We start from the raw sequence: 12,748 nt of genomic DNA, 5'->3' as shown, positions 1-12,748 counted from the left end.
TTATTGCTTAGCAACTAAATCGGCAGGGTTAGCAGTGAGTGTAAATGCCACACCTTGGGTATTAATTGTCACTTTATTTGGTGATATTGGCATGCCAGGTCCTACGCGAGCTGGCCCATTCACGGCAATCACATCACCTTGTTTAAGGCCAGAGGTAATGGCACGTAATGCGCCATAGCGCTCACCTACAGTAACCAATTTATATTGCAGTACATTATTTTCGCCCACAGTAAGAACAAAACGATTTTTTAAATCAGTACCAATAGCTCTATCTGGAATAATGACGGTTTCGCGTATTGCATTGGCAGCCAATTTAATCCGTGCAAAAGAGCCTGAGCGTAGCTCGTTACTACGATCTTCAAATACCGCTCGTACACGTAATGTGCCAGTAGAAGCATTAATTTGGTTATCTATAAAGTTGATGTGGCCGTTGTAATTAAAATCACTCTGCCCTACTTTTTGCATAACGACAGGTTGCTTGCTTGATGCAGTAACATCATCAAATGCATTGTTCCAAGTGCGTTCATCGACATCAAAGTAAGCATACATTTTGTCATTTGAAACAATTGAAGTGAGCACGCTTTGCCCGGCAAGGACGTTGTTACCTTTAGTGATGTTTGCGCGAGAGATAATTCCATCAATAGGTGAAACCACAGAGGTAAACTCTAAGTCAAGCTCAGCGGCTTTAAGCTGCGCTTTAAGTGCGGCAAGTTGTGCTTCACGCTGACGTAACGTTGAAGTACGTGCTTGCGCTTGCTCTGTAGAAATGGCTTTACGCTCAGTTAGACGCACTGCACGTGATGCCTCGCTTTTTGCTTGCTCAAGAGCCGCTTGTGCACTTTTAACCTGAGCTTGTAAACTAGCTACCGTGGCTGCAAATGAACGATCATCAAGGCGAAATAACACATCACCTTGTTTAACAGCATCCCCTTCTTTAAATTCAATTTGCTCAATAATGCCTGATACGCGCGGCATTAATGCCACTTTTTGCGGTGACTCTAAGCGCGTTGTATAGGTATGCCAACTTTGCACAGGCTTAACCAGGACTTGGGCTACATCAATAGCTTGGTATTGTTGTGCGGGTGCTGATTGCGCTGTGCTTTCCTCAGCACAACCGGTCAGAGTAATTAATGCAACAGATAAGGCTGTAGCAACTAAGTGTTTGTTCATAACGACGCTCCTGTTAATTAGGCGATACATAATACGGAACATACTTGTTGACAAAAACAATAGATTTTTAAATTCATTAGTGCCAAAATGGCATCAAAGTGACACAATGGTGCAATAATGGATACAACAAGCCGACTCTTAATGCTGCTTGAAGTGGTTGAGCAGGGATCATTTGCTAAAGCTGCTGAAATACGCAACATTGATCGTTCCGTGATCTCTAAACAAATTAGTCGTTTAGAAGATGAGCTTGGCGTGAGGCTATTAAATCGAACCACCCGTTCGTTTTCACTTACCGCAGCAGGCGCTGAAATGATAAAAAAAGCGGACGAGTTGCGAAGCCTACTCGGCGATACCCTGCGTATGGCAGAGAATTATCACTTAGAACCTCGTGGCGTATTAAAAATTACCTCATCGACTTTAATTGGTCGGCGTTATTTACAACCAGTGATCAATGATTTCCAAAAGCGCTTTCCGCAAGTGGAAGTAGAACTTCGTTTAGATGATCGGCTTGTCGATATTGTCTCAGAAGGATTTGATTTAGCATTTAGAGTGGGTGAGCCAAAAGACTCCTCTTTGATTGCTCGAAAGATTGCGCGTAATCGTTTATTACTTTTAGCTTCCCCTGCATTTATCGAAACCTATGGAATGCCGAAAAACATAACTGATTTAGCACAATTACCCGCCGCTAGTTACGCAAGTAGTTCACTGCGAGTTGATGGAGTAAGTTACTACAACCACCTGGGTGAACAATGCGAACAAAAAATTAAAAGTGTATTTAGAGCCAATGATGCTGAAGCACTGTTAATGAAAACACTCTCTGGAACCACTTACGTTTTAGCTCCCGCGTTTATATTGGATAAAGAAGTGATTGATGGACAACTGGTGCCTTTATTAACGGATCTAAAATTAATGGAACACAGTGCCATGTATGCAGTATACCCACATCGTGATTTACCGGTAAGAACCCGGTTATTTTTTGATGCTGTACGTGAATATATTGGTAAAGAAAAACCGATTTGGGAAAACAGTATTCCTGATTTTGAACAAATGTATTAAGCCGCACTAAACTTAACCATGCACTAAAATATCAGTACAGACCTCGTTGCGGCCAGTTTCTTTGGCTTTATAAAGTTGTTTATCAGCCAAGTCTATTAGTTCACTAAGGCTTTGTTGCTGGTATTGAACAACGCCTATACTAGCGGTTAACTTAATGGTTTCACCATTGGCAATGATGTGCTTATTTTGTATTGCGAGTCTTAACTTTTCTGCCATTGCTAAGGCTGCTTGCGGGCTACCAAAGTTGCTCATTAGTGAAAACTCTTCACCTCCCACTCTAAATACATACCCTTTAGCAAAAGTGACACGCAATAATGTTGCTAGCTCAACCAACACTTTATCGCCCACCTCGTGCCCATACTGATCATTAATTTGTTTAAAGTAGTCTAAATCGAGTAAAAATAAGTAAAGTTGAGATTTATCTCTGAGCTCTACTTCAAAATAGTGGTTCATTGATAAACGATTACCAGCACCGGTTAGGGGATCAAGTAACGCTAAATTTTTTAAACGTTTCGAAAAATCAGCTCTATTACCTTCAAAAACATGAGATATGGCCCATATGCTTATGTATACGAATAATAAGTTAAGTCCTATGTTAAAAGCTGAAAACGATGAATGTGGCAGTTTTTGAGATAACACCATCAACTGCAAAAAAAGTAATGCCGAAGACAAAATTAACCCATAACGCCTACCAAGTAGTAAGTAATAAAGAATAGGCAAAATAAATGTCCATAAAAACAGACCGTTTTTAAGGGGGGCTAAGTAAGTGCCGCACAACACAATTAAAGAGATGGCTAAACACATGATAATGGCATGCCAGCGCTTAGGGTAGTGTTTTTGTGAGTGCTTAAAAATATACAAGCATAATAAGGAAAAGCCGACTTCGAGACCACCAACAAGGTGTAAATTATTTACTGATAAATTAAAAACGGCAAACACCAACGACAAAAAACCAAAGCAAATACACATCCATTTAAGAACGTGCTTGCGTAGCGTTTTTGTACTATTAAGAGCAGCTATATCCATGGATAACTTAAAATATTTTTGATGGCTTATAATACCCCTGAAATGCAAAAATCACAATTTTCAGCTAAATAAGCCAGTGAAAACAAGTAAAAAGAACTAGAAAACAACCTCAATCTGTAAGCAAGTCATTAACAGTACCCACTAAATCTGCAAATTCTTCATCAACATGCGCTAACTGTTTAACGCTCAGCGTTTTATTTAACTTGAGTAGTAAATGCGCATAAGCTTTTAAATTTTGTTCATTTTGCTCAAGCAGCTCATTACTCATATATTGCTCACGCTCAGTGATAATGGTGTGTAATTGCTGGGTAAACTCTGCCTCGCTAAGTGTTTGCTGGCTAAAAAGGGTTTCAAGTGCGGCTAAACGAGTTAGTTTATAGTCGTACCATAAATCACTGGTAGGGGTATGATCACTATTGGCTTGTGATATGAGCGTTTGCTGCTCAGAAGTGAGTTTGCCAAGCCACTGCTTGTAGTAATCTAGTTGTCTCTCTAAGCGTTGCTGTTGGTGCTCCTCTTTAGTTAATGAAGCGTGCTCTTGGATTTCGTCATTAATTTGCTCGCGAATATTTTCTACCATTTCACTTCGCTGTGATGGGGTTAAGGTCAGCGCTAACTCAATTAAAGGGTCACTAGTATGCAACAGCAAGTTTCGCCAATGCTGCTTCACTTGGGTTATTTTATCCATCAACTGCGCAGTATCGGCTTCATTGTTTAGCAATTGTCTTAGGTCGAGTAAATCGGCTTTATATTTTGGTAATTCAACTTCACGATGCCAATCTCGGGTGTCGTTAATAATCGCTTTTAACTGCTTAGATTGGCTTTTATTAAGATCAACGTAATCATCTATCCAAAATGACGATAACCAACCTAGGTTGTTATAGGCAAATGTCGTTGAACAGCTGGTAATAAATAACAAACTGGTTATAAAAATAATTTTGCCTAGTTTTATATTTTTTAAATTATTTAACATGAAAAGACCCCGTTGTATGATGCTTTGGTTGCCAAAAATCATCATAAGTAATTATGTAAGCTACTGCTTGCTTTTATTTTTTTCATTTTTCTATAGAATCGCAAGCTAACGCAATTTATATCATAGCTATGTGCTTAAGTTTAGAATTTTTGAGCTATAGTTAAAGCTACTTGTTAATACGTTTGTATATCTAATTTATAAACGTTGGCGTTATTGATTTAGCTCATAATTTATTAGCTACTCGAGTAAGAAGTAAATGATTAATCGTTATGATGCTTACCAACAACGATAACTAATTTGGAGACATGCATATGTCACAGTCTAATTTAAAAGCAATGTTCTTTGCGGGCATTATACTTGCTACACCTTATGCTTATGCAGGGCTTGAGGAAGGCATAATAGCTGCAAACGCAGGGCAATTTGAGGAAGCACTAAAAGAGTTTAATTACCTTGCAGACAAAGGCTATGCCCCAGGTATTTACGAACTAGGTAAGTTGTACGAGGGCGGACATGGAGTTACTCGCGACTACTACAAAGCTGCAGAGCTTTATCAACAAGCAGTTAAAAAGAATCATGTAGATTCGATGTTTGCACTTGCAGTATTGTATGACGAAGGCAATGGCGTAAAGTTAGACAAACAAATGGCTATTAGCTTATTTGAGAAAGCAGCCAATAAAAACCTTCCTGCTGCACAGTATAATTTAGGGGTAATGTACGCCAACGGCGATGGCGTGAGCCAAGATTATAAAGCCGCCAGAACATGGTATGAAAAAGCCGCCGCAAATAATTACACTCTTGCACAATTTAATTTAGCACTGATGTATTTCGAAGGCTTAGGAATGCCAAAAAACCTTGAAATGTCGTATGTGTGGAATACCATTGCTGAGTATAACGGTAATATGCAAGCTAGTCACAGTCGTAAACTTGATGAACGCACTATGCTCCCTAAGGAAGTCGCTGAAGCTAAAGAAAAAGCCGATGCTATTTATAATAAAATTTTAGCGGGTACTTATGCGGGTGAAGGGCGAATGTTTTAAGCCAAAAGAATAACTAAAAAAGCTGAATGAAGTGATTCATTCAGCTTTTTTATTTTAAGTACTACAGGCTATTTTACATAAAGCCACTTTAGCACTTTGATCAGTAATTTATTTTGTTTAAGTAATAAACCTATACGCGGATTAAACGAGCCTGATACTAAGGTATTTTTTGCATGGCTAAAGGTTAAAAAGCCTTCTTTAGCATGATAATGCCCCATTCCTGAATGGCCCACCCCGCCAAATGGTACATCATCGGCAGCTACTTGTATTAATGTATCGTTAACGGCAACGGTTCCGCTAAGTGTTTGCTTAATAATGTACTGTTGCACTTGCTTGTCTTGGCCCAAAATATAAACCGCTAATGGATGATGGCGTAGTCGAATATAATTAAGCGCATCATCTAATTTGTCATAACTCATAATCGGTAAAATAGGCCCAAATAACTCTTCTTGCATTAATTGCATCTCGTCGGTGACATGCGTCACAATATGCAGACCCATCCTGTGTTTTTCAGCGTCTTGTTGATTTTGCTCAAGTGGCTTTGTTATTTTAGCGCCTTGTTGCTGTGCTTGTTCTAAATAACCTAGCAGACGTTGATAATGAGCTGGACTAATAATAGAGGTCAGGTTTTTCCCTTCAACACCTTGCTTAAAGTGCTTTTTATAAAGTGTGCACAAAGCTTTAATAAACTGATGTTCTAGTGCTTTAGGAACAAATACGTAGTCAGGAGCCACACATATTTGCCCTGCATTGGCCATTTTGCCAAATAATAGAGCACGAGCGGCTTTATTTACGTCTGCTTTTTCTAACACAATGACTGGCGATTTTCCGCCTAGTTCTAAAGTGACTGGTGTTAAATTTTTACTCGCTGCGCCCATGACCAACTTACCGACCGCTGTTGAGCCAGTAAATAATAAATGTGCAAAGGGTAATGATGAAAACTCACTCGCCACCTCGCTGCCACCTTGAATAATGGTGCAGTGTTGGCTTAATTCACCTATAAATATTTTTTCAAGAACCGCATTGGTATTAGGCGTAAATTCACTGAGCTTTAGCATAACCCTGTTGCCCGCTGCAATCGCGGTGATGACCGGTACCAATGCCAATTGAATAGGATAGTTCCACGGTGCAATCACACCCACCACGCCAATAGGCTGATAGGTTACACTTACTTTTGAGGGCCATAAGCTTAACCCCGCGCTGCGATGACTAGGCTTAGACCAGCGAGGTAACTTTTTAATAATATGTGCAAGCCCCTGCATGGTGGGCAAAATATCACCTACTAAGGTATCAAAGGCCGTTCGGTAACCAAAATCTTTAGATACTGCAGCAATTAAGTCTTGCTCTAGCGTTACAATGTTAGCGCGTACTTGCTTAAGTAAAGCAAGGCGTTGCTCAATGGGTAAGTAAGGGGTGTCTTCAAAAGAGTGCTTTAGTTCATTAAATTGTGAACGCAAAGTCCCTGTAGATAATGTATCAGTGGTCAAAATAGGCTACTCGATTTATAACGTTTTCAAGACTATAACCTTGATCTGTTACACGAGCAATAAAGAGTGATTTTGCAACATAATGAAAAGCGTTGCAAAAACACTCATAAGGTTGGTTGGAACTCATACCGATGCACTGCTTTTGTGTGCATCGGTTATCTGTTTTGTTAGCTAATTAGAGGGAAGCTATTAAAAGCCAAAAACCTGAGCTGCTATGGTCATTGTTACTAAGGTAATTAAAACAATAGCGACAATATTTAACACAAAGCCAGCACGGATCATGTCTTTCATTTTAATTTCACCCGAGCCAAACACAATCGCATTGGGTGGTGTGGCTACTGGCATCATAAACGCACAACTACACGCAATCGCAGCTGGAATAACCCACACTAACGGGCTGCCAGTTATTGACTCAGCAACAGGCCCCAGCAATGGTAAAAAGCCTGCGGCTGTTGCCGTATTACTGGTAATTTCCGTTAAGAAAGTAATAAGTGCCACCACCACAAGAATGCTCATAACTAAAGGAATTGCACTGGCCCCCTCAATCATGTTGGCAATGTAGACAGCTAATCCAGATGATTTAATTTGCGAGGCTAGCGTCAAGCCCCCCCCAAATAAAAGCAACACACCCCAAGGTACTTTAGCTGCACTTTCCCAATCTAAAATTCGCTCATCACTGCCTTTATTTGCAGGAAGTACAAATAATAATAATGCCGCTGCAATTGCAATACCCGTATCTGAAATTTTAAGGCCGGTCACATCGCCTAGTAATGGTCTGAATATCCAACAAACAGCCGCAAACGCAAATACAAACAACACGCCCTTTTCAGCACGTTGCATTTCACCTAATTCTTTTAGCTGAGAAGAAAATACCGCTTTAGTGTCAATTCGCTTGTTTGCTTGTACATTCGCATCAACTTTGTAGGTAAACTTAGTTAGCCAAATCCAACTGATGATTAACATGCCAAGTGCTAAGGGCACACCAACTATCATCCACTGGGCAAAGCCAATTTCAATCTGGTAGCTATCTGATAGGTATGCAGCCATTAATGCATTCGGTGGAGTACCAATTAAAGTAGCAATACCACCAATACTCGCACCATAAGCAATAGATAGTAAAAGTGCTTTACCAAACCCCTCATTACTAGGATCTGAGCTTTTAACTAAATGAGTGATAGATAAGGCAATAGGCAACATCATTACTGCGGTAGCGGTATTCGACATCCACATTGATAAAAATGCAGTCACTAACATCATGGCTAAAATTTGTAAGCTTGGTTTTTTACCTGCATAAAGCATAGTTCTTAATGCAATACGCTTGTGTAATCCCCAACGCTCCATAGCAATTGAGATTAAAAAGCCGCCTAAAAATAAAAAGATCAGCGGATGCGCATAAGGAGCTGCAACACTTTTTATAGCCGCTATATCTACGATAGGTGAAATCACTAACGGAAGTAGTGCTGTAGCCGGAATAGGCACAACCTCACTTACCCACCACGATGCCATCCAAAATGCTAAGCCTGCAGTTTTAAATGCAGCTGCCGACATTCCTACTGGCGGCTCAGCTAAACAGGTCAGTAACATTACACACGGACCAAGTAATAATAACAGCCACTGTATAAACGGCTTTTTATTTGCGTTATTTTCTAAAATACGTTTTGTCATATTAACAGCCTTTAAAATTTATATTTAAGACCAAGCGCAACACTGTTATCAGCATTCTCTTCTAGGTCGAGGTCAGTATATAAAAGGTAAGCGGTAGTTTGCTTGTCAAAGATGTAGTCTACACCAGTAGTCCATTGGGTAGCGTCTGACGCTTGGCGCAATTTTGAATCATCTTTTGCAAATTGTACTTTAGGTACCCATTTGTCTAGCTTGTAGCTTGCGCTTAACACGTAACCATTCCCTGATTTAGTACCATCAATTGATTCTGAATGTTGGTATAACGCACCTAATTTTAGCTTTTCAAATTTATATACACCTACGATACGACTTGCTTTAATGTTATTAAGTGAGTCAACATGGCTTATTGAAATAGAGTAAGGTGTTTTATTTAAACTACGGTCACCATAAATCAGGGTTGCCGCAAATCCAGCTTCATTATCTTTGTTGTCATCTTTTGGCGCATAGGTAAATGAAAACTGTGCATTGTGCCAGTATTTAGAGGTATAAGTAATGGTGTCGCCTAATCGGTCTTGTCCTGCAATAACTTGTGAAATATCTGCTTGGGTTTCGTTAAAGTTATCGAGTTTACCTTCAGAGTATTTAAAGCGAGTGTCGTTTCGCCCTACGACCACTTCACCAAACGCACCTTTTAGGCCAAGGTAAGTATTACGTGCTGCAAAAGGCTCATTGGTATCGTCGTGTTCAAAACCTTTTACTTGAACCTCGTATTTAAATACGGCAGTAAAATACTCATTTAATTTATGGTCCCCTTTAATACCAATACGCGAAAAAGGGGCATCTATTTGTGTGCCTTCATCTGCGTAACGCATAATGCCAGTATCGGTGTTGGCAATTTGTACTTCGGCTTTACCATACACAGTGTAATCTGCAGCAAACGCTGTTACAGGTAGTGTGGCAGCACTGCATAACGCAGCAAGTACTGAACCTTGGAATAGATTATTTTTCATTATGTATCCTAATTATGTGATGTTACTTGTTGTCTACAACTGTAGAGCAAGAACATGACCAACTGGATAATAACAATAAATTTCAGTGACTTAAAAAATAAAACCATGATAAAAAGCTTTAAAATGTGCGGATTTCCACACACTTTAAATACCTACTATCACCATTTCCACCCACTAATCGGTAAACATATCTCGATTAAGGTTATATTTACTCATTTTATCGTAGAGGGTTTTGCGCGCGATTTGCAACGTTGCCATGGTGTCTTTAATACTGCCATGATTAAGCTCTAAGGCTTCTTCAATTAAAGACTGTTCATAAAAGCTGACCTTTTCTGCAAGGCTTAAGTCCAATGATAACGACGAGCCACTACTGCTTGAGTCACTCTGTGCAAAAGCCAGATCGGGGCCAAGTAGTACCGCTCGTTCAGCCTGGTTTCTTAATTCACGAACATTACCTGGCCAATCATGGGCAAGTAGGCGCTGTTGTAACTCAATATTAAGCGCACCTAAAGGTTTATGAAAACGAGTGGCCGCAATAGAGCTAAAGTGCTTAAACAACAAAGGAATATCGGCTTTTCTATCTCTTAACGCGGGAATGCTGACTTTAACTAAACTCAATCGATAGTATAAATCGGCTCTAAACTCACCTTTTTCTACCAACGAAAGTAAATCGACCTTAGTGGCCGCAACAATACGAATATCAAGGTCAATGGCTTTATTTGCACCAACGGGAGTAACTTTTCGCTCTTCAAGCACCCGTAGTAATTTAACTTGTAGTGACAAGGGAGTGCTTTCAATTTCATCTAAAAAAACCGTGCCGCCTTGTGCAAACTCAAACTTGCCTTTGCGATCTTGTGTTGCGCCGGTATATGCACCACTAACAGCACCAAACAATTCACTTTCTATTAGTTGCTCAGGCACCGCGCCACAGTTAATAGCCACAAACTGACAGCTTGAACGGTTACTATGATCATGTAAGTAACGGGCAACCAACTCTTTACCTGTACCAGTTTCACCTTCAATTAATACATCTGCAGGTGTATCAATCACTGTGTTGAGTAAGTTCATCATGTGCTGCATTTTAAGGGTCTCGCCTAAAATGCGCACACCGGGCGCAGAGGTCTTTTCAACCGCACGCTTCAGAGCTCTGTTTTCCATAACTAAAGCACGTTTGTCTGAGGCCCTAGCAATGCAATCTAATAAATTTTCGTTCAGGGGTTTTTCAAATAGATCATAAGCACCTAATTGCATTGCTCTAACCGCTACAGAAACATCGGCATAACCTGTTAAAAATATTACCGGAAGTTCACTGTCGAATGCTTTTACCTGCTCAATAAAAGTTAAACCATCCATGGTGGGCATATTTATATCACTGAGGACAACGCCATAAAAATTGCGACTTAAACGGCTTAAAGCAATACTCGCATCACTAAAGCACTGCACCTCATACCCTTCGAGGGTTAAAAGCTGATTTAACGAATCACGGATCATCGCCTCATCATCAATAACAACCACTTGCTTACAAACAACGGCTTCAATCATTTTTTGGGGCCTCTATGCTTGATAAACTAATAATAAACTGTGCACCGCCTTGAGGACGATTGTGCGCCGTTAAGTAACCATTAAATGAATCAATAATTTGCTTTGATATTGATAAGCCCAGCCCTAAACCATTACTTGACTTGGTACTGTAAAAGGGTTCAAAAATAGATCCCAGCACATGGTGTTCAATACCTGGACCACTATCTAAAATAGAAAGCTTAACGCGCTCCTCAAAACACTCAACATCGAAACTAAGCTCTCGTTTAGGCTCACCTTTCATTGCTTGTGACGCATTGGTGATCACATTAACCAGTACTTGTTCAAATTTTAATGCATCAACCCACACGGTGATCTCTTGCGAAAACTGCGGAGCACTGACGTTAACATCGTCTTGTTTAAGTTGCGGGTGGGTGATCATCAACGCATTGTTTAATAACGCCGACAGTGGATGTGGTCGCAATTGCATTGTCGCCGGCTTACTAAAGTGTTTAAGCTGCGCCACTATTTTATGCACCCGCTCTACTAAATTCTCAATAATAATTAAATTTTCACTTAATGCATTGAGTTTCCCCTTTTTGAGGAAAATTTTAGCGCTTGCCAAATAAGTGTTCATGGCGCTCAGTGGCTGGTTAATTTCATGATTAATACCCGCACTTAGTTGCCCTATTGTGGCTAATTTTGCCGACTGTACTAGTGCTGTTTGCGCTTTTTCAAGCGCTTGGGTGCGCTCTAATACTTCAAGTTCTAAACTGTGACGCGAGTACAGTAATTTTTTATATCCGGCAAAGCGTGCCAATAAGCTATATCCGACAAAAATAAATACCCAATAAAACAACACAAGCCATAACAATCTGGGCACCTGTAATGCATTTATGCTTGAAATATCAACCAATACCGTCATCGTTGCATTTAGGTGTGTCAGTGGTCTTGAAGCGGCAACATATTGATCTTTAGCAATTTTAAATTGCTCAATGCCCTGACTTTTGTAGCGCTGCTGCTTTATTTGTAACGGTTGATGATCTAAGTAAGCACGGCGCTGTTTAATATCGCGGCGTGTAGTAATATCAAGCTCTGTAAACGTGTTTAAACGCCATGCTGGCTCATCTGACATAGCAATAATTTTATCCGCAAGCTGCAAATAAAAATGACTGCCTTTTGAAGTATTTAATAACGAACGATCGTTTTCAAATTTAGCGACATTAATTTTTAGTGCCACAACGCCAATGGCTTTGCCATCTTGGTAAATAGCCTGCGAGAAGTATATTCCGCGTTCTTTCGAGCGTTGTCCAAGAGCAAAGTAGGCGACCTTTTCTCCGGCAAAAGCTTGTTTAAAGTAAGGCCGAAATGCAAAGTTGCTCCCTAAAAACGTATAGTCGGTTTGCCAGTTGCTACTGGCAATAACGTCGCCATGAGTATCTAGTATGTATACATCTGAGGCACCGCTGGCTTGTTGAATATCAGCCAAGTAATTATTAATTGCATTGAAGTGTTGTGATTCATTATTAGTAAAACGAATCAATAAATTATTTTCGGTAAGGAGCTGAGGAATAGCTGCAAAGCGCGCGAGTTCATTATCAATATAATTATTTAATTGAATGACCTGTTGGTCAGCTTGAATTTTAGCTTGGCCTAAATCATAAGCACGGCCAAATGAAAATGTAACCACTAATAACAGCACTAACAGAATACAAGCAAAAATAATTTTTTTAGGGATGGAGAACATAAACGCCTATGACACCAAGGTGCCAATAATAAGTAATAGCCACTATTGTATCGATTTATAGGTCTTTGCAGAAGAAACTTTTTGTTAACAAGTGTATTAAA

10 protein-coding genes are annotated in these 12,748 nt (G+C 39.9%); 2 read left to right on the top strand and 8 right to left on the bottom strand.

The window, feature by feature from the left end:
• Complete coding sequence (locus ACNSN2_RS17805) at positions 1–1,170, bottom strand: efflux RND transporter periplasmic adaptor subunit (protein WP_418609437.1); 1,170 nt, start codon at positions 1,168–1,170, stop codon at positions 1–3.
• A 117-nt stretch (positions 1,171–1,287) separates the two neighbouring features.
• Between ACNSN2_RS17805 and ACNSN2_RS17800 the strand changes: the two genes are divergently transcribed.
• Positions 1,288–2,226 carry a LysR family transcriptional regulator gene (locus ACNSN2_RS17800; protein WP_010389001.1) on the top strand — a complete coding sequence of 313 codons (939 nt, stop codon included), beginning with the start codon at positions 1,288–1,290 and terminating at the stop codon, positions 2,224–2,226.
• 12 nt (positions 2,227–2,238) lie between these two features.
• Here the strand turns inward: ACNSN2_RS17800 and ACNSN2_RS17795 are convergent, their stop codons facing one another.
• Together ACNSN2_RS17795 and ACNSN2_RS17790 are read right to left on the bottom strand one after the other, a co-directional pair.
• On the bottom strand, positions 2,239–3,252 hold the full coding sequence (locus ACNSN2_RS17795) for a GGDEF domain-containing protein (RefSeq protein WP_418609439.1): 1,014 nt from the start codon (positions 3,250–3,252) through the stop codon (positions 2,239–2,241).
• 109 nt (positions 3,253–3,361) lie between these two features.
• Positions 3,362–4,225, bottom strand: coding sequence for a DUF6279 family lipoprotein (locus ACNSN2_RS17790; RefSeq protein ID WP_418609441.1), 864 nt, complete (start codon positions 4,223–4,225; stop codon positions 3,362–3,364).
• Between the two features lie 311 nt (positions 4,226–4,536).
• Between ACNSN2_RS17790 and ACNSN2_RS17785 the strand changes: the two genes are divergently transcribed.
• Positions 4,537–5,262, top strand: coding sequence for a tetratricopeptide repeat protein (locus ACNSN2_RS17785; protein ID WP_010389004.1), 726 nt, complete (start codon positions 4,537–4,539; stop codon positions 5,260–5,262).
• Between the two features lie 68 nt (positions 5,263–5,330).
• Here the strand turns inward: ACNSN2_RS17785 and ACNSN2_RS17780 are convergent, their stop codons facing one another.
• The 5 genes from ACNSN2_RS17780 to ACNSN2_RS17760 all read right to left on the bottom strand — a co-directional run bounded on the left by ACNSN2_RS17780 (position 5,331) and on the right by ACNSN2_RS17760 (position 12,647).
• Positions 5,331–6,749, bottom strand: a complete 1,419-nt coding sequence (locus tag ACNSN2_RS17780; RefSeq protein WP_054201235.1) for a coniferyl aldehyde dehydrogenase — start codon at positions 6,747–6,749, stop codon at positions 5,331–5,333.
• A gap of 189 nt (positions 6,750–6,938) precedes the next feature.
• Positions 6,939–8,414, bottom strand: a complete 1,476-nt coding sequence (locus ACNSN2_RS17775; RefSeq protein ID WP_418609443.1) for an SLC13 family permease — start codon at positions 8,412–8,414, stop codon at positions 6,939–6,941.
• An 11-nt stretch (positions 8,415–8,425) separates the two neighbouring features.
• The gene (locus ACNSN2_RS17770; protein WP_109875244.1) at positions 8,426–9,382 is read right to left on the bottom strand and encodes a porin; all 957 of its coding nucleotides are present in this window, start codon (positions 9,380–9,382) and stop codon (positions 8,426–8,428) included.
• A gap of 174 nt (positions 9,383–9,556) precedes the next feature.
• On the bottom strand, positions 9,557–10,924 hold the full coding sequence (locus ACNSN2_RS17765; protein WP_036954930.1) for a sigma-54-dependent transcriptional regulator: 1,368 nt from the start codon (positions 10,922–10,924) through the stop codon (positions 9,557–9,559).
• Positions 10,917–12,647: a sensor histidine kinase gene (locus tag ACNSN2_RS17760; protein WP_036954933.1), complete on the bottom strand. Its 1,731-nt coding sequence runs from the start codon at positions 12,645–12,647 to the stop codon at positions 10,917–10,919. The genes ACNSN2_RS17765 and ACNSN2_RS17760 overlap by 8 nt, the downstream gene beginning before the upstream one ends.
• Positions 12,648–12,748 lie beyond the last annotated feature (101 nt).

It is taken from the genome of Pseudoalteromonas sp. US3C1013, assembly GCF_048401115.1.
GTDB lineage: Bacteria > Pseudomonadota > Gammaproteobacteria > Enterobacterales > Alteromonadaceae > Pseudoalteromonas > Pseudoalteromonas undina.
The sequence above is the reverse complement of the archived record's forward strand: the minus strand, read 5'-3'. Positions and strand labels throughout refer to the sequence as shown.

Bases quoted from the DNA above. Each gene is read 5' to 3' on its own strand.
- ACNSN2_RS17800 (WP_010389001.1), top strand. From the start codon at position 1,288: ATGGATACAACAAGCCGACTCTTAATGCTGCTTGAAGTGGTTGAGCAG.
- ACNSN2_RS17785 (WP_010389004.1), top strand. From the start codon at position 4,537: ATGTCACAGTCTAATTTAAAAGCAATGTTCTTTGCGGGCATTATACTT.
- ACNSN2_RS17790 (WP_418609441.1), bottom strand. From the start codon at position 4,225: ATGTTAAATAATTTAAAAAATATAAAACTAGGCAAAATTATTTTTATA.
- ACNSN2_RS17760 (WP_036954933.1), bottom strand. From the start codon at position 12,647: ATGTTCTCCATCCCTAAAAAAATTATTTTTGCTTGTATTCTGTTAGTG.
- ACNSN2_RS17765 (WP_036954930.1), bottom strand. From the start codon at position 10,924: ATGATTGAAGCCGTTGTTTGTAAGCAAGTGGTTGTTATTGATGATGAG.
- ACNSN2_RS17795 (WP_418609439.1), bottom strand. From the start codon at position 3,252: ATGGATATAGCTGCTCTTAATAGTACAAAAACGCTACGCAAGCACGTT.
- ACNSN2_RS17805 (WP_418609437.1), bottom strand. From the start codon at position 1,170: ATGAACAAACACTTAGTTGCTACAGCCTTATCTGTTGCATTAATTACT.
- ACNSN2_RS17775 (WP_418609443.1), bottom strand. From the start codon at position 8,414: ATGACAAAACGTATTTTAGAAAATAACGCAAATAAAAAGCCGTTTATA.
- ACNSN2_RS17770 (WP_109875244.1), bottom strand. From the start codon at position 9,382: ATGAAAAATAATCTATTCCAAGGTTCAGTACTTGCTGCGTTATGCAGT.